Origin of the sequence: Brevibacillus sp. HB1.1 (assembly GCF_013332445.1) — a bacterium.
In the GTDB taxonomy this organism is placed as follows: Bacteria; Bacillota; Bacilli; order Brevibacillales; family Brevibacillaceae; genus Brevibacillus; species Brevibacillus porteri.
The window spans coordinates 339,850-361,545 of the sequence record NZ_JABMIV010000005.1; the positions used below are offsets into that span (position 1 = coordinate 339,850).

Below are 21,696 nucleotides of genomic sequence, written 5' to 3' on the forward strand. Positions count from 1 at the left end.
CCTATATTCAAAATAAACGACTATTGACCATCTCGTCTTAGCGGATGGAGTCGAATCTCCACTGGGATGATTGTATACATATATGATAGAAGTGCTGCAACGTTAGATTACAGTGAGGAAAACTTCTCCTGGATGAACGAGTGCGGCATAGAGGGGGCATATAGACATATTCTCCTTGCGTATGGTTCTTTGTATTTAGGAATAATCAGATAAAATATTCCTGAGTTTGATATTTTACTTAAGGTTCCAGTAGATTAAATATATCTTTTCCATCCCCTTGGAGTTCGAATGAGTAATGGTCGCACAGTGGAATAGTAAGAAGCTTTGCAAGTTTAAGTAGTGTAGTAATTTGTCTTACTTTGCCGACTTCAATACCTTTGATGGTTTTTAATGTTGTACGGAAGCGTCTGTTAGTTCTATTGGTATCGGAAATTGGAAAAAAGTTCATGGATGATATAGTTATCCTGACGTTCTTTTAATGTCTTGGTAATCAATTTCTTCAGATCTTCATTGTGGTGTTGATTAAGAAAGTGCCGAACACATTTCCTTGTGTTTGGTACTTTGCATGTGCACTGATCAAGTAAACACTCTATCATTAATAGGCTTCAGGTATATAATATGTAACTAAAATTAGGGGTATTACGACAAAAAGAACGTTTGTTTGGAAGGATTTGGTGTTATTTTGACGAAACGTGAAAACTAAAGTAGTTCTATAGTCTTGCAACCTAATTAAAGGTGGCGATTAGTCTTGTCAACAAATATTCACTCCGCGCAAGCACCAATGCTGGGGTATAGATTTCAGCCACTTTACGCTCTATTGGTATTGTGGCGAGAAACAGGTGATGATTTCGATCAAGTCAGTGTTGAATCTGATGATGATGTTGTACTCAAAGGTAAAGAAATTAAGCTGTATCAATTAAAGCATAGTACTGGTAAAACCGAGCGTCTTACGATAAAGAACGATGGTTTTTGGAAAACTATTAGAATATGGTCACAGTATGCTGACACTGCAAATTATGAGTTGTACTTTGTTACTGGAGATACTGTTGCCCAAAATGATCCTTTGATAAAACTGGTAAATGGCGATACCGATAGAGTAGATATTATTACTTTAATGGAATCTGAAGCGAAAGCTGTTATTTCAGCAAGGAAACAAGCAGTTATTGATCGGAAGAAAAAACTACCATATGAAACAAGATTCCAAGGCTGTGAAGCCTTTTTAAAATTATCTTCCCACCAACGAAAAAAGTTGTTAGACAAAATTACGGTTCGCCCCGATAATTTTAATATTTTTGATATTCATGACCAAGTTATTGATCAACTAAGTCAAATGGTAATAAAAAAAGTGCGACCGCTCATTGCACAGCGATTGCTGGAGTGGTGGGATAATAGGATGCTTAATGCTTCTTCAGGAATTAGCAAAACAGAGCTTCTGTTTCAGCTTCAAAGTTTAATAGCTCAATTTCAGGATAACAATGTTCCAGATGATTATTCAAAATTAACTCCAACTTCAATTCAATCGGAGTTAGGTGGTTTTATGGAGAAGCAAATTGATTTAGTCAATGGAGGCGATAGTAGAAAAAAAAGAGCAGCAGTAGCAAGATGGAGGGCCAGAAATCAAAGGGAAAAATGGATTAAGGACGATGTGCTTAATGCGATGGAGCTTGAGGAATACGATCTCCAATTAATAGAAACTTGGACATATCGACATGAACCAATGAAAGAAGATTTAGAAGGGGAAACAGAAGATCTATGCAAAAAAAAAGGTCTAAAATTGCTTGACTGGATTCATGAGGATTCTCATTTGCACATTCATCCAATCAGAAGTGAATGGAAACAGCACTTTTTAATTCACGGTTCATTCCAGCAACTATCAGAAGATTTGAAAGTTGGTTGGCACCCTAGATATGATGAATTATTGGGGGATGATTGATGATTTCTACTGATGTATTTTCAATTACTAATCCTGCTCTCGGATCATTGGTAATATGGTCATTCTTACAAGGATATGAAGAAAACGAGAAAAGTGGTTGCCCTTTCCCTTTGATTTTCTTACCACTTCCATTAATACTATCTAAATCAATACGCGATGAATTCAAAGGAACAAATGTGGGGACTGGATTGTATACTTGGATTGGAAGAAAGCAGAACGTTTTAATCAATCTTGATTTTAGAATAAATAAATGCAGTGATTTAACAAGAAATGCCATTATTTTTGGTTGCACAAATGATATACTAGCCGTTCAAGAAAATGGTAAACTCCTTTCTAACAACAAAGGAGTTTATAAAAGTCGGATTAATAGTTCTTCTGATGAGGTTAAAGAAATGATGAATGTCTCCAAGAAGTTAGGGGTTTGGTTATCACAAATTAATTCAACTTCTAGTATTTTAAACAGTTTGGGGTTAACGTTATGAAGAGATGGAATATTCGACAGATACTTTTATATAGTCATGATGGCAGAAGAAATGAAATAACTTTTGATCTTGAAAAAGTAAATATAATAACTGGAGATTCACAAACAGGTAAATCAGCAATTCCTGAAATTATTGACTATGTTCTAGGATCAAGTGAGTGTCATATTCCTACATATGTTAGAAGAAGTGTAGCTTGGGTAGGCATCTTATGGAAGAAAGATGAAACTGAACATGCTATGTTTAGAAAGGTACCAAGAGCTCCTTATGTATCGAGTAGTGAAATGCATTATCTTACAGGAAAAGTAGTGAATATTCCCAACAAAGCAAACGAAATCCCTTCTTCAACAAATTTAGATGGAGCACTTAGTAAATTTGAACGACTAATAGGAATTGGAAATGTTAAAAGTGAAGTTTTTGGATCATTTAGGGAGCGCAAGGCTGTTACTATAAGAAGTGCAATGCCTTTATTATTACAAGACGATAATATTATTATTAATAAAATTTCTCTCTTAAGAGGACTTGATGATTATAAAAAACGACAAACGATTATAGATGCATTACCATATTATCTTGGAATTATTGATGAAGATACTATGAAAAAGGAAGTTGAATTAAAAGTATTAAGTAGGCAGCTAAAGCGCATTGAAAAAAACAGTACTGAGGATGAGCAAATTTCAGGAAGTATTAAAGCCCATACTTTATTGTATCAAGCAGCACAGCTAGGACTTTGTGAAATTCCATCTTTCGGGGCTACTGAAGAAACTGTACTTAGTATGCTAAATAATATTGCACAATGGAATCCTACATTACATTCTTCTACTGAAGAAGATAAGTTGTCCGAGTTATATGATCAATTAAGTGTTCAGCAGAATGAGGCCATTTCAATTAAAAGACGAATTAATTATGCAAGAAAATCAATACATTTTGCTGATGAGTTCGAAGACACTATTAGTAACCAGAAAAGGCGACTAGATGTTATAAGTATATTTAAAAATCCAATTGAACCAGGTTCGTGTCCTCTGTGCCAACAAAATCTCAATGATGAGATTAAACCAATAAAACTGATAAATGAAACAGTAAGTAAAGTCCAAATGGATTTAAATAATATTGAGAAAGAAAGACCTAAGCTTGATGAATACATTAACTATTTGAAAGAACTTTTAGGCTCTACAGAAGAGAAAATATCAATAATTCAGAATGAGATAGCTTCTCTTATAAAGGAAAACGAAAATATTGAGGCAGGGCTAGATTTAAAAGATAGAAGAAATAGGTTGGTAGGAAGTGTGAATTTTTATCTTAACTCAGTTAATAAAGTAGCAGCGCAAACTTCATTGACATCTATTTCGGAAATTTCTACATTACGAGGGCGTATAGAGGAACTAACTTTAGAACTAGATATTGAATCGAAAAAAGAAGCACTTGAAAATGCTGAACGAAGAATAGCAAATACTGCAAAGGAGATTATTTCTAAACTTCCGTTTGAGAATAGGTATAAGGATAATCCAATTTATTTAAACTTTCGTGATCTCAAAGTTGGTGTCTCCTTACCAACTCGTATCGAATATATGAGAGATGTAGGCTCAGATGAAAACTATTTAAGTCTCCATGTTTCAATACTACTTGCATTACATCGACATTTTGCTGAATTGAATCGACCTGTTCCGGGAGTATTATTATTTGATCAATTAAGTCGTCCTTATTTTCCATCTGAAGATGAGCCTGAGATCATCGAAATTGGAGAAGAGCGTGACAATGATACAAGGGCTTTGTTACAGTATTTTAATTTGCTGTTCGAAGAAGTTAGCCGCGGCGAATCGCTCCAAGTAATAGTAATAGAGCATGCTTATTTTAAAAACCATCCTGATTACAAAAAAGCAGTTAAAAAGAGATGGAAGAAAGGGATCGATGGGCTGATTCCTATTGGATGGCCTGAGAAGGACTAATCACGATTAAACAGATACACTAGTACTATAGAGGATTTAATATATGAATGTTACTGAATTCAAAAACTCATTGAGGGTTGTATGCCATAGTTCAAGGTTCAGCGGTTTTTGTTCGATGAATTTGCATATGCTTTTGTGGATAAGCAAGATGAGTATTTTTAGAGTTTAGAGTAGGATTTGTCAGCATTTTAATATTTATTCTAATGATTTTACCGTAGTGGGAGCGGTAAGCTTGGATAGTCATTTACAGAAGTTGCTTACAAGTTTGATGAATCAAATCGAATGGTGTTAGAGTGATCAACTGTGAAGCACTAGTTGAAATAATCTTGCAAATATCTGTGGTAAAATCTATTCGAAAACAAGTAATTGCACTCTGTCACAATAACAAATGCAATGTAAACGCTGTGGAAACCAAATGATATCACGAAAAGATGATAAAGGATAATTCTGGGAATACAAAGATAGTATAAATGCATCTGAAGTCACCTTTTAGGTGGCTCTTTTGTTTTCTTGATGTAAAATATAGGTAGTGAAATAATGTGTTGCATAACTATTTTTCAAAATAATTGGTTGGAGAGGGTCGATATGTCAGATCTCTTTATTGGACAAATAGAATCAAAGCTTGCAACTATCGTGAGAATGTTTGCTATGGAAGGCTTAGCCAGAGAGGTAGCTGTATTAGCAAATTCGTCCGCAAGAGTAGAACAAACTGACTATGATAATTGGAATGGTGGTATTTATTACTACACCCTTTTTTTAGAGCTGCCAATTAATTTATATGTTCAAATCAAAGAAGATACTGAGGAAATCGAAAAAAAAATAAAAGATGAGCTCTCATCAGTCATTAATTCTGGGGACTCTTTTTTTGAAAGAGTAACTATTTCACCAATACTATCTGATGATAAAGATTGGCGTTCAAAAGCGAATACTTGGTTAAACGGAAGTAACATATCCAATCAAGGAAGAGTAAGGTCTAGTAATATCGCTTCAAGAAATTGCGATGGATTACTGTTCAGGTCTCAAGCAGAAATAAAATTTTACAAAGCTTTAAAAAAATTAGGGGTATCCTTCGCTCCGCTTCCAGTGTTCATAAAGGGTGGAACTACATACCAAAGAATTGAACCCGATTTTGTAATTATTAAAGATGGCATAGTTGCAGTTGTTGAGGTTGATGGAGACACAGTGCATCAAGAGACTCCAGCTGAAGCACACACTAGAACAACAATGCTTTTACATGAAGGGGTTCACTTTGAAAGGATAAAGGCAAGCGAATGTGATACCGAGGAAAATGCATTAAGTACTGCGAAAAGAATAGTTTCCATCATCGGAAAAATTAAGAATGTACGCTAAAAACATACTAATTGAGAGAGAAGATATAAGTTTAGTCGAACCAATTCTTCCGCGAAGTCTGTAAATTTTCGGAATGGCCCAATCGTTTCTATCGGGCGGAGGAACAAGCGGCAAACAAAGCGAGGTAGCAACCCTTAGCGACAAAATATTTCGTACTACAGCCGCCCTCATTAAAAAGGTAGGAGCTGGGAGAATTCCGCTCAGGTGACCCGGATGAGATGGTCGTCTATTTCTTTTGGACGCTTCACGGACTCGCTTTAATGGTAAAAGACAAGTTCACCACGCCTTCCCCTGCCATCCTCACTTCTTTTCTGTATTAGAAAGGAGGAAAACCGGACATGTTTACAGTGATCAGGGCGGATCAAGTAGAATTCGATGCAAGAGAGCAAATGTCTCTGATTTTTGCGGAGGGATTCACGCAGTGGCTTGGCTTTTTTTCCAATGACAAGCAAACCATTACAAGAGCTTTTGCTCACATGTTCGTTTTGAATCAATTTTATGTAGCGGTAACGGATGATCGCAAAGTAGCTGGCATGGCCGCATGCACGGATGGCACTGCGCCTTCGGTGAAACTGAATCCAAAAGAGCTGCGAAAGCATCTGGGACTCTATAAAGGCACCCTCGCCGGACTATTTTTGAAAAAAGAATTTGAAGCTACACTGGCAGATCCCTCGCCTGTTAAATGCTCCATCGACTTTGTCGGAACGGCTCCTGAATTCAGAGGGCAGGGAGCGGCAATGGTTATTCTCCGCTATATGATGGAAATGACCTCGTATGAACAATTTCTCATTGAAGAAGTAGCAGATACGAATATTCCCGCTATGAAGCTATACCAAAAGCTAGGGTTCCAAGAATACAAGCGAAAGCCTGTCCCTTTAAAAAGAGCTAAAAAAATTGGAATCAATCATTTTAAATCGTTGAAATACGAAAAATCGCTCAAGGGAGAGCTGATCCCCTGAGCGATTTTTTTGTTTTACACGCCAATCTCGTACGAAGAAAGCTGCTGTTACGCGGACGGAAGGTTTCCCCTGCCCTTTTAGAGCTCCCTGAACAGCGACCTTCCAGGGCTGATTCCCTGACCTCCAGAGTTGGGTGGCCGCAGCTGTTCAACGCAGGCCGTCTCAGTTTCCACTCGGGAAAATATTCGGGCACTGTCGCGGGAATAAGATCGGCGGGCAACGGAAAGATGGAGTTGGCGATGGGATCGGAATGTTGTTTGGACGCGGCGCGCAGAATTTTGCCAATACTTCCAGCTTCACTTCTGCTTCTACCTGGATTTCTACACACACAATGACGTCGAGTTGAACCATGCCACCGAGGAGAACGGTACCGGTTGGTGAGCACTCAAAAGCACTGATATGGCACAGGATATTGTCCTCATCGAGCGGGTCAGGCAGGCAGAGAACGACTTCCTGATCGAATTGCACTGTGGCCGTGAAATCGCAGAGAAATGCTCCATCTGCGAAGATGCGAATCAGCACAGTAGCTCCGAACACGAAGCGAACAACCCCGACCCGAACAGTGGTCCCACCGACTGTAATGTTCTCGCGGCGAATACTGACGATATTGCATGTAGGATCAGGAGAAAGAAACTCAATGCAGGAGAACGTAATATCTTGCCCAGCCAGTATAGATGCGTCTACCAAAGCTTTACAATCGTTGGCGATGGGAATCTTGTTTCGGTAACTGTTCGCTAATACTACCCAGTCATATACCTTTTGAACGTGGATGCACTCCGTCGGTATCGGAGGGAGGGGAGGCGCTGGGAAAAGGATGATCACTATTCCGGCGAGAAAGGTTCCAGACACTTCAATCAGATCGATTTCGGTATTGTAGGTGGGACTCGCGGGATTCGTGTCGATGACCGAAACATTGTCAGAAAGTGCATTCGCGACGTAAGCGCGAGTGCCATCCTGAGTTATTGCAATACCGGCGTGGCCAGATCCAGAGAGCGGAATTAGCAAGATCTCCGTGTTGAAAGTGGGACTGGCTGGGTTCGTGTCGATTACAGATACATTAGGGGAAAACAAATTGGTAACATAACCACGTGTGCCATCCGAGGTGATCAGAATTTCTATAGGAGTGTTTCCAGTTAAGATTATACTCATGAGCTCGGTGTTATAGGTGGGGCTGGCTGGGTTCGTATCAATAACGGAGACTGTGTTGGAGTTTAGCATGGTGACATAGGCGCGATTGCCGTCTGGAGTGAAAGCAACGTCAAGCGGACCTGATCCTGTCACGTTTATCAGGTCAATTTGGGTGTTGAAGGTGGGGTTGGCGGGATTGATATCGATTACGGAGACATTGGCCGAATTGATATTAGGTACATAAATGCGTGTGCCGTCCGGGGTAATCATTAGAACGCTTGGCCCCATTCCTGTCAATCCGATTGTTCCCGTCATGGTATTGAATGTTGGACTGGCAGGATTTATGTCAATTATGGAGAGATTGTCGGACATTTGATTCGCGACGTATGCGCGAGTACCATCTAGAGTGATCACTATACCTGTTGGGGCGGATCCGATTCCCAACAGCGGTATCAGTTTAATTTGGGTGTTGAAGGTAGGACTGGCGGGATTCGTATCGATCACGGAGACATCACCGGAGGTATTGTTCGTGACATATGCACGTGTTGTATCCGGTGTGACTGCAATTACGAGTGGAGTCTTCCCGGAGACTGAAATCAGATTAATCTCGGTATTGAAGGTGGGACTTGCCGGATCTACATCAATTACAGAGATATTATCTGAACCTCTATTGGCCACATAAGCAAGTTGAGTCATTCTTACACTCCTTTCTCTTTAGATTTTCCATATAAGATCAATATATTTTATGAGGCGATTGTCATTTAGGTATAGGCTAATGATGCGCTAAACAACAAAATAATAGGCAAATTCAAAAATGTTGAGTTTGAAGGCCTAACCACAATATCCGGATTATTTCGAGGGATCAAATATTGAATAAAGGTAAACCAAACAGCTGTCTGTGCTGAAAAGCTGTTTTTTTGAACGAATCGGTTCGATACTTGAATACAGCAGTATCAGGAAACAACCTTTGCAGTGGTTTTTTGTTGAGAGTGGGTCACAGACGGAGATTGAAGAAGTCCCGAAAAAATCTTGGCAAAACGCGGACAAAATCAGGGATAAAAGGCAGGACGATTTGAAATGGTGGAATCGGTAATCTTGAGTCAAGAGCAAGCAACATCTGCTCTTGGGAGATACCGTCTATCCCTTATCAATGGCGTACCTGAGCGAATCTATGGGTGATGACGAATGTGACCTTACGAGAGGGGGCATTCTGAGCCTGAACGCGCTAGTCTTGCGATGATCGTAGCAGGGAACCATGCAATTATCTCTTTTATTGCAATGTTGTACAGCGGTTTTCAAGTTTTGAGAACCCCTCTCGTAGCTTTGGAAAATCGCGAACTACTCTGCTGGGATTTACCGGACAGGGGATAACAGGCGAGACATAAGGCTTCGCCCCTCGCTCCTTGTCCGGTATCTCTCATATTCGACTACGCCGATCCTGTCGCAAGAGTGCAGATTTACCTGCTGCACCAGCTCCTCTAACCTATGACCGAAATAGGTATAAGGATTGGCTTGCGGTGGATGCTCCTGCCGGAGAAAGTGGGGCTTTAGTATAGACAATCTACCTCAATTACCTCAAAATGGAATTGGAAGGGGGGATTTCAATGTTACAAGGATACATAACTGTTTATACTGCTTGGGCTGGATTAGGTCAATTCATTGATAGTGGCAGTTGTACTGCTAGGTTGGAACAGGAGGGTCCCTGGACTTATCCAATAGTAGTACCAAGAGAAGCGGTAACAAGAGGCGATAACTCTAGTGCAATAGTTGGTGTGGATCTTAGGGAAATTGCAGGGGAAAAATAAGCACCCACGCGTTTCCCGATCTTTTTATATTTGTAAAAAAAGAAGGATGGAGCTTTGCCCCATCCCTCCTTTTTTAACCTTGCCCTACAATCTTCTTCAAGCGTCCCACCAGCGGGATGACAATAACCGCTGCTACAACCACCTGCAAAACGTTCCCCGGAATGGAGCCAAACGGCTGAATCCAGTTCCCGTAAAGAATAACCTCAACAAAGTAGTAGCCCACGATCTTAATGACCAATGCTGCCGCAACTGCGAGTGCGTACACAAATACCCGATTGCCAGGCACCTTTTCGGCGATGAGGCCAGCTACATAGCCCATTGCACCTACGATTACGAAGGTAAACGGCGCCCATGCCGTCCAACCAGAGATAAGGTCAAAGAGGCCCATACCAAAAGCTCCTGCGATGGCTCCTGTTTTTCTGCCATACACAAAGGCAGCGATTAAAAGAGGCACGTTCCCGAGATGAATGAGGCCACCGTTACCCATGATCGGGAGTCTTAGGTTAATAAACATGGTGGCTGCGAGAGTAAAAGCGATAAATAGTGCATTGATAACGAGGGTTTTCGTCTTTGTTGCTTTTCTTGATGAAAAAGTAGAATCCATTTGATAGCCTCTTTCTTATTATTTTTACTATTATCATACTCAGAATCAGCTACATAATAAATACACTTTGCACGAATTCTTTGCTTAGGTAAATCATTCCAAGAAGGATGCTCCATAGCCGAAGAACTGACCTTCTCAAAGATTAATCCAGATCTCTAGCCCAACTAACTAACTCTTCATCTTCGAAATTATGTGGATTCTTGTAAATATTAGAGTAATAGTACTCTGCTTCTAGTACGTCTCGAATTTTATTGAACGTATGATTGGTTGCATCAAATCCATTACTGATTGGAGCAGTAAACGCGAGTGAACCATTATGAAATCCATCTAGAGAGCCTGAAAGTTCTTTTTTGACGATAGATTCAACTGCTTCTATCTTTTCTTTGCTAGGCTGCTCTTTGTAAATTTGAATACAGAAATTTCCACCATGCTCGATTAAATCAAAATCTCCGTTGGGATGGAGTTTTATGGTATCTCCTTTCGCAAGGCCTAGAGCTAGCCCTGGAGATGCGCATAATTTGAATGTTTGATCGCTTAGGTATTCTGCAGGAAGCTCTTCTAAAACTGTTCCCTGTGAACTTGTGCCAGCAAAAACCTTAATCAATGTTAATTTATCTTCCATACGATGCTCCACACCTATCTCTTTATTTGTATGATCTATCATCAGGATGCCGTCTTCTATTACCATTTGTTTCTTTATTTTACCATATCAATTTCAATAAAAATAACTGCCCGCTCTTCGGATTTCGGGAAAAGAGATCCGCTGATCATGGCCTGTGATAAAATATGGCTGTAAAAAAGGACCCATACATCTTGGACAGGAAGCAGGTGCAAAGACAGTGACAGATTTGGATAAACTAGCCGAAGTATTTGCTAGTGGTTCCTCTGAGATAGTAGGTACCTACCGTTTATTCATCCAGCCGAACAGTGTATTGCGTGAATTCAGGACGGTATGGCACGGTTTTCTTTTTACCATTCGCGGAGCAGCCAGAATGTGTGTGAATGGAACTGTCTACGAATTACATCCAGGAACCGTATTTCATGCGGCGCCAGACATGCTGCTGGACACGCGAGTCATTGGCGATTCAGAGTTCGAGTACTATTTGCTTACGTATCGATTGGACAACATACGTGATGGAGCTAGCGTCCACGAATGCGACGCACATTTCATGCTGGAACCGGGAGCTATTCCAAGAGTGACCGAATTACTGATGTTGCTTCATCAGAGTGCCCACACCGTTGACGGAATCGGGAAGCTTCGTAGCAAGGAATTATTCCTGGGGATCATGCATCAAGTTCTGGTGGGGTGCAGGCTTCGAGAGAGTGAGAGTTCTCCTAGTAAAATGGTGATACAGCAAGCCATTGCTTACATAAACGGACATTATATGAATCCACTGACGCTCGATGAATTGGCAGAGTTGCATGGAATGAGTCCCAAGAGCTTCTCGTACTTCTTTCACAAATATACGGGAGTTCGTCCAATCGATTATGTCATCCAGTACCGTATGGAGAGAGCGAGCGAATTACTTCTAGCAGGCAATTATTCCATCCGTGATGTAGCCTTCAGTGTGGGGTACGATAATCCGCTATATTTCAGTAGAGTTTTTAAAAAGAAATTCGGGGTTTCTCCTTCTGCTTACACAAGTCAATGAGAGCTCCTTTCGTCGCCAGTTTCAATAATGATGCATATCACATTAGGGATATGTGTATTTGCATTTGTGCCAGACCTTGCTACACTACTCGTCGATAATGATAATCGTTATTAACATTCGTGTAGGAAAGGTAGAGAAAAATGATGGAAGACAAACAATTGTGCATCGGATTGTCCATAAACGCAACCTGGATGAAAGGGGAAGGCTGGCGACGTCCAGACAGCAATGTGGAAAAAATGGGCTCCATCGACTATTACATGGATTTGGCTAAAATGGCTGAGAAGGCAAAGCTCGATTTTCTTTTCAGGGCGGATTATTTGTGTGTCCACCCGCAGACGCTAGGTGATGCCGCTCATTTCGGGAGTCCTGATCCTACGATGATATTCGCAGCGATTGCCAGGGAAACCGAGCGGATCGGACTGGTTACGACGATTTCTACGACGTTTAATCCGCCGTATGTTGTTGCCAGACAGCTTCAATCTTTGCATTGGCTAAGCAATGGTCGCGCTGGCTGGAATATTGTCACATCTATTGAAGGCGCGGAAAATTTCGGTGATTCCCCTATGCCTTCTCCCCAAGAAAGATATGCGAGAGCAGCGGAATTTACGGAGGTCGTAAAAAAGCTGTGGGACAGTTTTCCGTCCGAAGCAATTGTGATGGACCGTGAGACAGGCATGTTTTCTGATAGGGAGAAGGTTACCGCCATTGATCATTCGGGTGAGTTTTTCAGTGTTAAGGGGCCGCTTACGTTGCCTGCCCATCCATCTGGCTCCATTCCCTTCTTTCAAGCAGGAGCGTCGGATACGGGACGGAGCTTTGCTGCTAAAGTAGCGGATGCGATCTTTGCGGCGATGCCAGACCTTGAATCAGGAGTGGAATTGCGAAACGACTTGAGAAGAAGAGCCGAGGAACAGGGGCGTAGTCCGGATGCGATCAAAGTTTTGCCTGGATTATATTTTTTCTTGGCCGATACCCGTGAGGAAGCGCATGGGTTACATAAAGAAGCACACGCACATTTGAGTTTGGAACGCAGACATGCATCGCTTCAATCCGTACTGGGCCTTGATTTGCGCAGCTTTACTCTGGATCATCCCGTAACTGTCGATATGCTCCCTGATCCGAATCAGCCAGTGCGCAGCCGTACACACGCTGATCTGTTGCGCCGGTATATCATCAATCATCAGCCTACAGTAGAAGAGGTGTTGGCAAGGCCAGAGGTTGTCGGGTCTGCTCACTGGGTTTCCATTGGGACGGTTGAGGACGTGTTGAACGATATCATGGAGCGGTTTGAGGCTGGAGCTATGGACGGGTTTATTGCCCTTCCAGGCGGTTCAGAAAAATCGATGGAACTATTTTTTGAAAAGCTGATGCCGCAATTGGTTGAAAGAGGCTTATTCAGAAGCGAATATGCGGGTGTCACCTTGCGCGAGCATTTAAGGATTGGATAAAACGATAAGCCGTTTGAAAAGGGGTTCAGGAGAAAAAGGGAGAAAAAATCGTGATTTCTGGGGCGATGAAAGCGATGGAAGATGCAGGAATCCTCGGCATTCATCCAGTAGGGGCAAGTTTTTGGAAAGTGTGCAAAAGCACCTCGATAAGTAAGGCAACAGGAAAAACTCAAGCTGAAAGAGGGCTTGAGTTTTTGTTTTGTCACTCTGGTTCACCGTACGCTTAGGCTAGCCTCTCCCCAAGTAGTGTCACTTTCCCCAGCCACTTCTTGCGCTGTTCATCCGCCGAGGCATTCACTCCACTGATTTCCGTAACCTTCACAGGCTTGATCCCGCAAAACTTCAAAATGTTGCGTTTCATCACGAGATGTCCGGCTCGCCAGTAGATCAATCGATTGTACCAAGATGGGGTATCCATGGTCACAATTACATGTGCGGTTTTGCCCGTTAACAGCTTATCCCAGAGTGACGAACCCTCCCGATATTTATAGGCGAATCCGGGTAATAAGACACGATCGAAAAATCCCTTCAAGATAGCAGGCATCGTGCCCCACCAAGTCGGATAGACAATAACCAGATGATCCGCCCAACGGATGAGGTCCTGCGCTTCTTTTAAGTCATCCTCCAGCTCCGTTCTTTTCCGATATCCGTACTTCAAATTTGGGTCGAAAGAGATTTGGCTCAAATCAATCGTGCGAATTTGTGCTGCTTTGCCTTTAGCTCCTTTCATATAGGCGTGCGCCAACGCAGAGCAATAGCTCTCGGGATCTGGATGTCCGATGATAACGAGAATGTTCATTTTCATACCCCCTGTTGAGTTGATTCCATAACGGACAGATCGTGGTAAACTGAACTGTATTCAGCATATCGTGTGGAATGGAACAGATGAATGATCGAAAGCGCATAAATGTTGTGGATTCACGCAAAGGAGGTTCCGTACTTGGAAAATGCGCATGGGTTTGCGATTTCGATGGTGTATCCGATTATGAAAACAATTACTCACAAGAAGCTTGATTTTGAGCGTTTTTGTGATCATGTTTCTTTCGACGGTGCTTTGTTGCAGGATGTGGAGGCTCGCATTGACGAAGCGGAGCTTGAGCGCTTGATGAAAGAAGCTGCCATATACACGCAGGATGATCATTTCGGACTGCATCAAGGACAGTTAACCGATATTGCCGATCTGGGCATTCTTGGCTATGTCATGATGCATTCGGAAAAAATCGTCGATGCATTGAAGGCTTATCAGCGGTATCACGTGATCCTTTGCAGCGGGTACGAGCTGGATTGGGAAGAGCGGGGGAACGATGTTTTCCTGCGGTTTCATAGACAAAGTCCTGGGAGCGTTTCTCGACATTGCATGGAGGATATGGTCAGCTCCTTGTACCACTTGATCGTCCGTATGAGTCATCGGTCTATTCCGTTACAGGCGATACAATTCACACACGACGCTACGGCCGATATCGCACCTTATTTGAATTTGTTCGGAATGGAGCCTCAATTTGGTGGAGCAGAAAATGGGCTCTTGGTAGGCAAAGAAGTTTTGCAATACCCGATTCTGTATTCAGATGTCCGGCTGCGTAAAGCTTTTGAACCAATCGCGGAAGAAATTAGAGAGAAGCTGATCAGAGGACGGGAATTTTCGGACCGTGTGTTTCAATGGATGGTGGGATGTATGCCTGCGGCTTTTCCGACCTTACAGCAGACTGCCGCTGCTTTTCATATGAGTACGAGATCCCTGCAAGCGAAACTAAAGGCAGAGGACACTTCCTATCATGAATTGTCCACGAATGTTCGTAAAGAAATGGCGATGGGGTATTTACAGCAAGCGGAGCATTCCATTGGAGAGATTGCGTATTTGCTGCATTTTTCAGATCCAAGCGCCTTTCAAAATGCTTTCAAGAAATGGACGGGGTTGACACCGGGGCAATATCGGATCAGTCGCCAAGCACTTGCCATGTAAGGTTAGGATGGAACACGCTGAGTAAGCGTGTTTTTTTGTGGTGTCGAACCTATTCGTTTGACAAACTGGAAAATAATTGTGTACACTTTTTTTATTCCGACCGTACAGTATAAATAAATGAGGTAAGATCATGCCCAAATTAGGAATGGAACCAAAGCGCCGAGCAGATGTCATCAATGCGACCCTAACGTGTATTAGCAATCACGGGATTGATGGCATGACACTAGATAAGGTGGCAGACTATGCGGACTGCTCAAAAGGTGTCGTCACGTATTATTTTAAGAATAAGGATAATTTGACGAGTGAAGCCTTTCAGGCATTCTTGGCCTATTATGGCTTGAAAATCGAATCTGACATTGAGAAGACCATGACAGCCCAGGAAATGATGGACGTTACGCTGAAGCATATCTTGCCACCATACGTGAACGACAAGGAAAAAGGGATCAATGTTTCGCAGCTGGATGGCATCGCTGACATGTACATCCCGCATGAAGATCAAGCAAGACTCTTTGTACAATTCTTCTCCAAAGCCGCATTGGACCCCAAGCTCCAAGAAGTGGTTGCGAAGAGTTATACGAGAGATTTGCAGGGCATCACCAAGATTTTTGATTACGGGAATCAAACCGGGCTTATGTCCGTAGAGGATTCGCAAAGCGCTGCCTACGGACTCATGGCGATGGTTGTGGGTTTGAGCTTTTTTCGAGTGGCGAGCGTTCAGCCAGCAAACGGCGAAGACAACCGATATATTTGTGAGGATTATGTGAGGCAGATTACCAGTAGAAGATGAGGAGGAAACACATGAATATTACAAAGGTAGAAGCAGCCGTGGGAAACATTGCGATCGTGAGCGGAAGCGAGGTATTGATTATTGATGTGCAGTCAGCTCTGGATCTGATTGCAACCGTACACTATGAGGCAGACAGTAATCGTATCATTATAAACAAATCATTGATTAACGAAAGCTTTTTCGATTTGAAAACACGCCTTGCTGGCGAGATCCTGCAAAAGTTCATCAATTATCGCGTGAAAGTAGCGATTGTAGGAGATTTTTCGGTGTACACAAGTAAAAGTCTAAAAGACTTCATCTATGAATCCAACAACGGAAACGACATCTTTTTCTTACCGACCGAAGAGCAGGCGATCGAGAAGTTAAGCCAGGTGAAATAGAAATGGATCAGGCGTACCCCATGGTGAACATCCCAGCAGGGAAGAGCGAATTACGGGACGATCGAATCAAGGCGACATGGACAGCCGAGGTGAACGCTTTTTTACTCGCACCGGTTCCTGTTACGAACGCGTTATACTTCTCGGTTGTACAAAAATCAGCTGGTCAGAATGACCACTCCGAGGCTCCCGTTGTAAATGTCTCGTGGAACGATGCGATTTCGTTTTGCAATCTGCTGTCTCAGCAAGCGGGTCTCACGGAATGCTACTCGATGAGTGAAGATGGTGAGCGTGTCGTATGGAACGTCGAAGCGGATGGCTATCGTCTGCCGACAGAGGCGGAATGGCAGTACGCGTGCAAAGCAGGGACGGGTGGTTATCGGTACGGCGAGCTGGATGAGATCGCATGGTACCAAGAGAACGCTGAGGGTACAGCACATGTGGTAGGACAAAAGCTACCGAATTCGTGGGGACTCTATGACATGCTGGGCAATGTTTGGGAGTGGTGCTGGGACCTTTATGATGTGAACGTTTACGGCTCCTACCGAATTTTTCGCGGTGGCAGCTGGGCAGAAGAGGCCAGAGGCTGTGGAGCGACGTGCCGCCGTCGCAGTCACCCCACGTTTCGGATTGATGATCTCGGCTTTCGTCTTGCCAGGTCCCTGTAAGGTAGGGGGTTGCAAAATCCAAAAGAATCCGTTATATTGATTTTGGTTAGATAAACTAATTATATTCAAGGTGGATCATGAGCAGAAAAAACAAGAGAGAGCATACATCCGATCAATTGCCAAAACTAGGTATTCAGCCGTATTTGGATCTGATGGAAAAAACAGCTCTGCAAAATACGGATCGCAAATTGGCTCATTTGGGGTTATTGATGCTATGGCTGGGGGATAACGCCATAGACACTATTGATTTGAATTTGGAGTCATTCGGCATAACGGAGAGTAAATGGGACGTTTTACTGTTGCTTACGTTACATGAAGACAGAGAGCTTATCACCCCCTCTTCGCTTGCAGACAGGCTGGGCATTCGGCGTGCTTCTGTTACAGCTTTGCTGGACTGGCTGGAAAAAAGGCACTGGATAATCAGGGAGCAAAGCACGCTGGATGGTCGCAAGATTCATGTCAAACTAACACAGGAAGGCAGAGAATTCGTAGCCAGAGCATTACCAGTTTTCTGGTCTGCCTGCTCCTCCATTATGAGCGACTTAGAAGAGGAAGAACGGATGCTGCTGGAAAAAATCTTGATGAAGTTGAATCGCAGCATGGAAGAAAAACTGGGGGTGGGAAGATAAGATCATATTTTTTTGTGAATATAATTAGATAATCTAACTATAATGGGTGTAAATAATTGAAAAAGAGGTGTGCGATGTCACAGCGAAACTACTCACTCATGACGGCAATCCTATGCTGGTCTGGAATCGTCGTCATGTCGAGCTTATACGTTACGATTCCCCTTATGACCATCTTTGCCGATCTTTTCCGTATTACGTTGACACAGGCTGCAGCGGTAGGCAGTGCATTTTCGGTTGGGTTTGCCATAGGATGCCTGATTTATGGACCGTTGTCCGAAAAGTATGGCCGCAAGAACGTTATTGTGATCGGGATGATTGCCCTGGTTCTATTTTCTTTGTTGCTTGGTAGTGCAAATGATTTCGCATGGATCATTGTACTTAGGTGCTTGCAAGGTGCTGCCGCAGCTACGTTCTCGCCAGTTGCGCTCGCCTATGCTGTGGAAATGTTCCCTGCGGCAAAACGGGTAACGGCAATCGGATTTATCAGCACAGGATTTTTGGCGGCAGGGATCATTGGTCAAGTGATCAGTAGCTTCATGAGTCAGCAATACAGTTGGCACGCCGTATTTTATATGCTTGCTGCTATTTATTTCGTGACGCTGCTCGTGGTGATGAGGTGGCTGCCAAAAGAAGAGAGTTCTCTTGCTACCGTGAATATTTGGGAGCCGATTAAGCGAATCCCCTCCCTGTTCAAACAAAAAAATATCGTCTTGAGCTACATGATCGCTCTTGTATTGCTTATGTCATTCGTTAATATGTATACGGTTTTGGGGAGTTATTTGGCGGGACCCGATTTTGGGCTTAGTAACAAGGAGATTCTGCTTGTTCGAATGATTGGTGTAGTGGGCATGCTCATTTCTCCGCTGGCGGGCGGGCTGGCAAAACGGTTTGGCTTACGTACCGTGCTCCGCTGCGGATTAGTTCTGGCAGTGGTCTGTATGGCTTCCCTCGGTATAATATCTAACTTGGTTCTTTTGATTGGTACGAGTGTGCTTTTCGTTGCCGGAATTGCGTTATCCGTTCCTTCCCTGATCACGCTTATTGGACAGCTAGGGGGCAAATCGCGGGGAATTGCGGTTTCGGTGTATACGTTTATCCTGTTTTCGGGAACAAGTCTTGGGCCGATCTTGTCCATCCGTTTTATGAATTTTGGCAGCTATGGACTTACTTTTGTACTGCTTGCAATCGTACTTGGTATTGGTCTGTTGGCTGCATGCCTGATTCATAGTGATTCCACGGTTGAAAGCATTAGCACAAAACCTCCTTCGCCACTAGTTTAGTGGTTAAGGAGGTTTTGTTGTTATAAACGACGGCTGCTACCGATTATTTTGTTGATTCAGCAAGCGTTCTCGTTGCTTATGCATGGCAATGAAAGCGGCAAACACGAGCAGCAGGCTTCCTGTGAACAGAAACCCTTCCTTAATGGAGAAGGGCAGCCACCCTAATAGGCCTGAGCCGACGACCACACCGAGAGAGAAGAAGGCGTATAAGTAACCGTGTGCTTTCCCCCGCAATTCTTGCGGCGTCGATTGAATGAGCATCGTATTGACAGAGGGAAACAAGAGAGCAAAGCCTATCCCATATAGTCCTAACATGCAATACAGTGCCAATGTCGTGTTGGATTGACCAATAAGCAACTGACTCACGCCCATGAAACCAATTCCGAGTGACATCGTTTTGGAAGGGGCCACACGATCGAAAATCCGATTGGTCGGAAGCACGAAAATCAGAACAGCAATCAGTCCAAACGTGCTCAATAACGTACCGCTTAATTTCGAGTCATATCCAAGCGATTGGACGTGCAAGGGCAAAAGGTAAGCAATCACACCTTGTGAAAACATGAGCAAAAAGGCACCGCCGTAGGCCTTGATTATCCCCGTATTGAAGATCAAGGCAGAGGTTGGAACATCCTTCTTGAGCTTCTCTTTCTTGCAGGCCTGAGTGGATTGCAGAAAAATGACGGACAGGATGGCTAGGAAAAAGCCCATAACAGCTACACATGTAAAGACAAAAGGCACGGTGGTTTTGCTAGCCATAATGCCGCTGAATGCAGGTCCGATAATCGCTGCGAGTCCCACAAAGGTACCGGTGAAAGCAACCTTTCGTCCTTGCTGCTCATGTGCAGTGTTATTCGCAGAGAAAGTAAAAGCAGCAGGAACGATCAAACCGGCAACAAATCCGTGAATGATACGCACGATAATCAACAGAAACGGCTGATCGACGATGTGATACAGCAGCAAGGCACAGCTTGATAAAACCAATCCGATCAATAGTGGTTTGGATGGACCAACCTTATCTGTCAGCATGCCAGAGATAATATTGCCAAAGGTATTGGCTAACGAATACAGACCGATGACAAAGCCTATAACAAATGAGCTGGCACCTACGGAAGCAGCAAAGGTACTCATGACCGGCAGTTGCGAGAACAAATCAAAGAACGAGAAAAAAACGATGCCGTATACAAGCAGGGCATTATTAAACGGCTTCAGAGGATACACATCCTGTGCCGTTTTCAGTCTGCGATCCAGAAAGAAGTTCCCAAACGGTACAAAAGCGGCGAGTAACGCAGCAAGAGACCAGAGCAGGCTCCATCTCACGCGAATGGCCGCATAGAGTATCGCTAGAGCATACAGGCAAAATATCCCGCCGTGAATACTTCCTATGATGGTTACGGCTTTGTCTAAGCCCCACACGTATTTCAAGGGCATCGCGATGCCCATCAATACTAATAAGGAAAGGCCATCGAATAGGCCTGTAAGACGTAAAAAATAAATTGGATGTACCCGCACTTGAGACTCTCCTCATTTTTTATGAAGTGATGCCTCTATCCTACCATTTTTTTTGATGAAGAAAGTGAACAAATTGGGGTCATTCCTGTGTCGATTAGGCAAATAAAAGACGTTTTGCATAATCAGGGTCTTCCAAGAGAGGGCGACCAATCGCGACACTATCGACGAGATGGTCTTCGAGAATTCGATTGGCAAGACTGCGGCTATAGATTTTTCCCACGGCAATGACCGGAATGCTGACATGTTGTTTGATCGCAGCTGCATGAGGCAACTGATAAGCCGTATAGACGTCACTAGGCTGGATCGGGAGCAGCCCCCCTGTTGAGACATCGATCGCATCCAATTCGGACTCAATGGGCTTTAGCATTTGCACCCAGTCTTCTGGGGTTAGACCGCCTCGGACAAAATCTGTGGCAGAAACACGGATGATAACTGGATATTCCCGTCCCACTTCGGCTCGAATCGCCAGAAGTACGTCTTTCAAAAATCGTGCCCTGTTCTCGGAAGTGCCACCATAGGCATCCGTCCGCGTGTTGGACAAAGGCGATAAAAATTGGTGAAGCAAACAGCCGTGCGCCGCGTGAAGTTCAATGCCATCAAAGCCTGCTTCGATACTTCTCTTTGCAGCCAAACGGTATTCTTCGACGATGCTCTTTATTTCGGCAAGAGACAGCGACTTAGGGGTCCCGTAGTAATCATCGTACGCAATAGCACTTGGAGCGACCAATTGCTTTGTTACATCAGGCGAAGCCTTCCTTCCGCCATGCGACAACTGGAGGAAGATCGGGGTGTGCTCTGCGTGAACAGCTTCTGTTATTTTGCGCAAAGGCTCCACATGTTGGTCGGTAAAAATGCCGATGTCGTTGAGAAACAGTCTGCCGTTGGCTGAGACGGCGGTCGATTCCACAATCACCAGAGACACATGCTTGGCCCTACGGCTGTAAAATTCGATATGATGGTCCGTGGCAAAACCTTCAGGAGTTCCCCGATACTGCTGCATGGGCGACATGATGAGTCGGTTTTTTAAGCGCAAGTTGCCAATGTTTATGGGTTCGTTTACGGTAAATGTCATGTTCTCATTCTCCTCTTCTGTTTATGAGTGACATTTTATGGGAGAATGCTTACAATTTACATAAGTTTTTGAAGGGATTTCAAGTCATTTACCTTACATTTTTATTTGTT

General features: G+C 43.3%; 20 protein-coding genes. 14 read left to right on the forward strand and 6 right to left on the reverse strand.

Annotated elements, in window-relative coordinates:
• The first annotated feature begins 748 nt into the window (after window positions 1–748).
• From HPY27_RS16290 to HPY27_RS16310, 5 genes are all read left to right on the forward strand, one after another.
• Window positions 749–1,933: an ABC-three component system protein gene (locus HPY27_RS16290; protein WP_174225442.1), complete on the forward strand. Its 1,185-nt coding sequence runs from the start codon at window positions 749–751 to the stop codon at window positions 1,931–1,933.
• The gene (locus tag HPY27_RS16295) at window positions 1,933–2,415 is read left to right on the forward strand and encodes a three component ABC system middle component (protein WP_174225443.1); all 483 of its coding nucleotides are present in this window, start codon (window positions 1,933–1,935) and stop codon (window positions 2,413–2,415) included. The genes HPY27_RS16290 and HPY27_RS16295 overlap by 1 nt, the downstream gene beginning before the upstream one ends.
• Window positions 2,412–4,358: a DUF3732 domain-containing protein gene (locus tag HPY27_RS16300; RefSeq protein ID WP_174225444.1), complete on the forward strand. Its 1,947-nt coding sequence runs from the start codon at window positions 2,412–2,414 to the stop codon at window positions 4,356–4,358. The genes HPY27_RS16295 and HPY27_RS16300 overlap by 4 nt, the downstream gene beginning before the upstream one ends.
• Before the next feature lie 585 nt (window positions 4,359–4,943).
• Window positions 4,944–5,708 (forward strand): hypothetical protein, encoded by a 765-nt coding sequence (locus HPY27_RS16305; protein WP_174225445.1) that lies wholly within the window; start codon window positions 4,944–4,946, stop codon window positions 5,706–5,708.
• Between the two features lie 338 nt (window positions 5,709–6,046).
• On the forward strand, window positions 6,047–6,667 hold the full coding sequence (locus HPY27_RS16310) for a GNAT family N-acetyltransferase (RefSeq protein ID WP_174225446.1): 621 nt from the start codon (window positions 6,047–6,049) through the stop codon (window positions 6,665–6,667).
• Between the two features lie 162 nt (window positions 6,668–6,829).
• Here HPY27_RS16310 and HPY27_RS16315 read toward each other — a convergent pair whose 3' ends face one another.
• Complete coding sequence (locus HPY27_RS16315; RefSeq protein ID WP_174225447.1) at window positions 6,830–8,491, reverse strand: BMQ_0737 family morphogenetic spore coat protein; 1,662 nt, start codon at window positions 8,489–8,491, stop codon at window positions 6,830–6,832.
• Window positions 8,492–9,399: 908 nt separating this feature from the next.
• Here HPY27_RS16315 and HPY27_RS16320 point away from each other — a divergent pair.
• Complete coding sequence (locus HPY27_RS16320) at window positions 9,400–9,600, forward strand: hypothetical protein (RefSeq protein WP_174225448.1); 201 nt, start codon at window positions 9,400–9,402, stop codon at window positions 9,598–9,600.
• Between the two features lie 73 nt (window positions 9,601–9,673).
• Here HPY27_RS16320 and HPY27_RS16325 read toward each other — a convergent pair whose 3' ends face one another.
• Both HPY27_RS16325 and HPY27_RS16330 read right to left on the reverse strand, forming a co-directional pair.
• Window positions 9,674–10,204 carry an ECF transporter S component gene (locus HPY27_RS16325; protein WP_069845969.1) on the reverse strand — a complete coding sequence of 177 codons (531 nt, stop codon included), beginning with the start codon at window positions 10,202–10,204 and terminating at the stop codon, window positions 9,674–9,676.
• 142 nt (window positions 10,205–10,346) lie between these two features.
• Window positions 10,347–10,868 carry a DUF4265 domain-containing protein gene (locus HPY27_RS16330; protein WP_017250794.1) on the reverse strand — a complete coding sequence of 174 codons (522 nt, stop codon included), beginning with the start codon at window positions 10,866–10,868 and terminating at the stop codon, window positions 10,347–10,349.
• Between the two features lie 175 nt (window positions 10,869–11,043).
• On the opposite strand from HPY27_RS16330, the gene HPY27_RS16335 reads away from it, so the two are divergent.
• Window positions 11,044–11,856 (forward strand): helix-turn-helix transcriptional regulator, encoded by an 813-nt coding sequence (locus tag HPY27_RS16335; RefSeq protein WP_174225449.1) that lies wholly within the window; start codon window positions 11,044–11,046, stop codon window positions 11,854–11,856.
• 140 nt (window positions 11,857–11,996) lie between these two features.
• Window positions 11,997–13,304 carry an NtaA/DmoA family FMN-dependent monooxygenase gene (locus HPY27_RS16340; RefSeq protein ID WP_017250796.1) on the forward strand — a complete coding sequence of 436 codons (1,308 nt, stop codon included), beginning with the start codon at window positions 11,997–11,999 and terminating at the stop codon, window positions 13,302–13,304.
• Between the two features lie 223 nt (window positions 13,305–13,527).
• Here HPY27_RS16340 and HPY27_RS16345 read toward each other — a convergent pair whose 3' ends face one another.
• Window positions 13,528–14,103: an NAD(P)H-dependent oxidoreductase gene (locus HPY27_RS16345; protein ID WP_174225450.1), complete on the reverse strand. Its 576-nt coding sequence runs from the start codon at window positions 14,101–14,103 to the stop codon at window positions 13,528–13,530.
• A gap of 141 nt (window positions 14,104–14,244) precedes the next feature.
• Between HPY27_RS16345 and HPY27_RS16350 the strand changes: the two genes are divergently transcribed.
• From HPY27_RS16350 to HPY27_RS16375, 6 genes are all read left to right on the forward strand, one after another.
• Entirely contained in the window at window positions 14,245–15,264 is a 1,020-nt protein-coding gene (locus HPY27_RS16350) for an AraC family transcriptional regulator (RefSeq protein ID WP_017250799.1), read from the forward strand.
• Between the two features lie 130 nt (window positions 15,265–15,394).
• Window positions 15,395–16,051 (forward strand): TetR/AcrR family transcriptional regulator, encoded by a 657-nt coding sequence (locus HPY27_RS16355; protein ID WP_174225451.1) that lies wholly within the window; start codon window positions 15,395–15,397, stop codon window positions 16,049–16,051.
• 11 nt (window positions 16,052–16,062) lie between these two features.
• A complete protein-coding gene (locus tag HPY27_RS16360) occupies window positions 16,063–16,431 on the forward strand; it encodes a DUF4180 domain-containing protein (protein WP_017250801.1) in 369 nt (122 codons plus the stop codon).
• Between the two features lie 2 nt (window positions 16,432–16,433).
• Entirely contained in the window at window positions 16,434–17,096 is a 663-nt protein-coding gene (locus HPY27_RS16365) for a formylglycine-generating enzyme family protein (RefSeq protein ID WP_174225452.1), read from the forward strand.
• A gap of 77 nt (window positions 17,097–17,173) precedes the next feature.
• Window positions 17,174–17,725 carry a MarR family transcriptional regulator gene (locus tag HPY27_RS16370; protein ID WP_174225453.1) on the forward strand — a complete coding sequence of 184 codons (552 nt, stop codon included), beginning with the start codon at window positions 17,174–17,176 and terminating at the stop codon, window positions 17,723–17,725.
• 74 nt (window positions 17,726–17,799) lie between these two features.
• Window positions 17,800–19,005 (forward strand): MFS transporter, encoded by a 1,206-nt coding sequence (locus HPY27_RS16375; protein WP_174225454.1) that lies wholly within the window; start codon window positions 17,800–17,802, stop codon window positions 19,003–19,005.
• Window positions 19,006–19,041: 36 nt separating this feature from the next.
• Here the strand turns inward: HPY27_RS16375 and HPY27_RS16380 are convergent, their stop codons facing one another.
• Window positions 19,042–20,514 (reverse strand): MFS transporter, encoded by a 1,473-nt coding sequence (locus HPY27_RS16380; RefSeq protein ID WP_017250804.1) that lies wholly within the window; start codon window positions 20,512–20,514, stop codon window positions 19,042–19,044.
• A gap of 94 nt (window positions 20,515–20,608) precedes the next feature.
• The gene (locus tag HPY27_RS16385) at window positions 20,609–21,586 is read right to left on the reverse strand and encodes an oxidoreductase (RefSeq protein ID WP_174225455.1); all 978 of its coding nucleotides are present in this window, start codon (window positions 21,584–21,586) and stop codon (window positions 20,609–20,611) included.
• Between the last annotated feature and the right edge of the window lie 110 nt (window positions 21,587–21,696).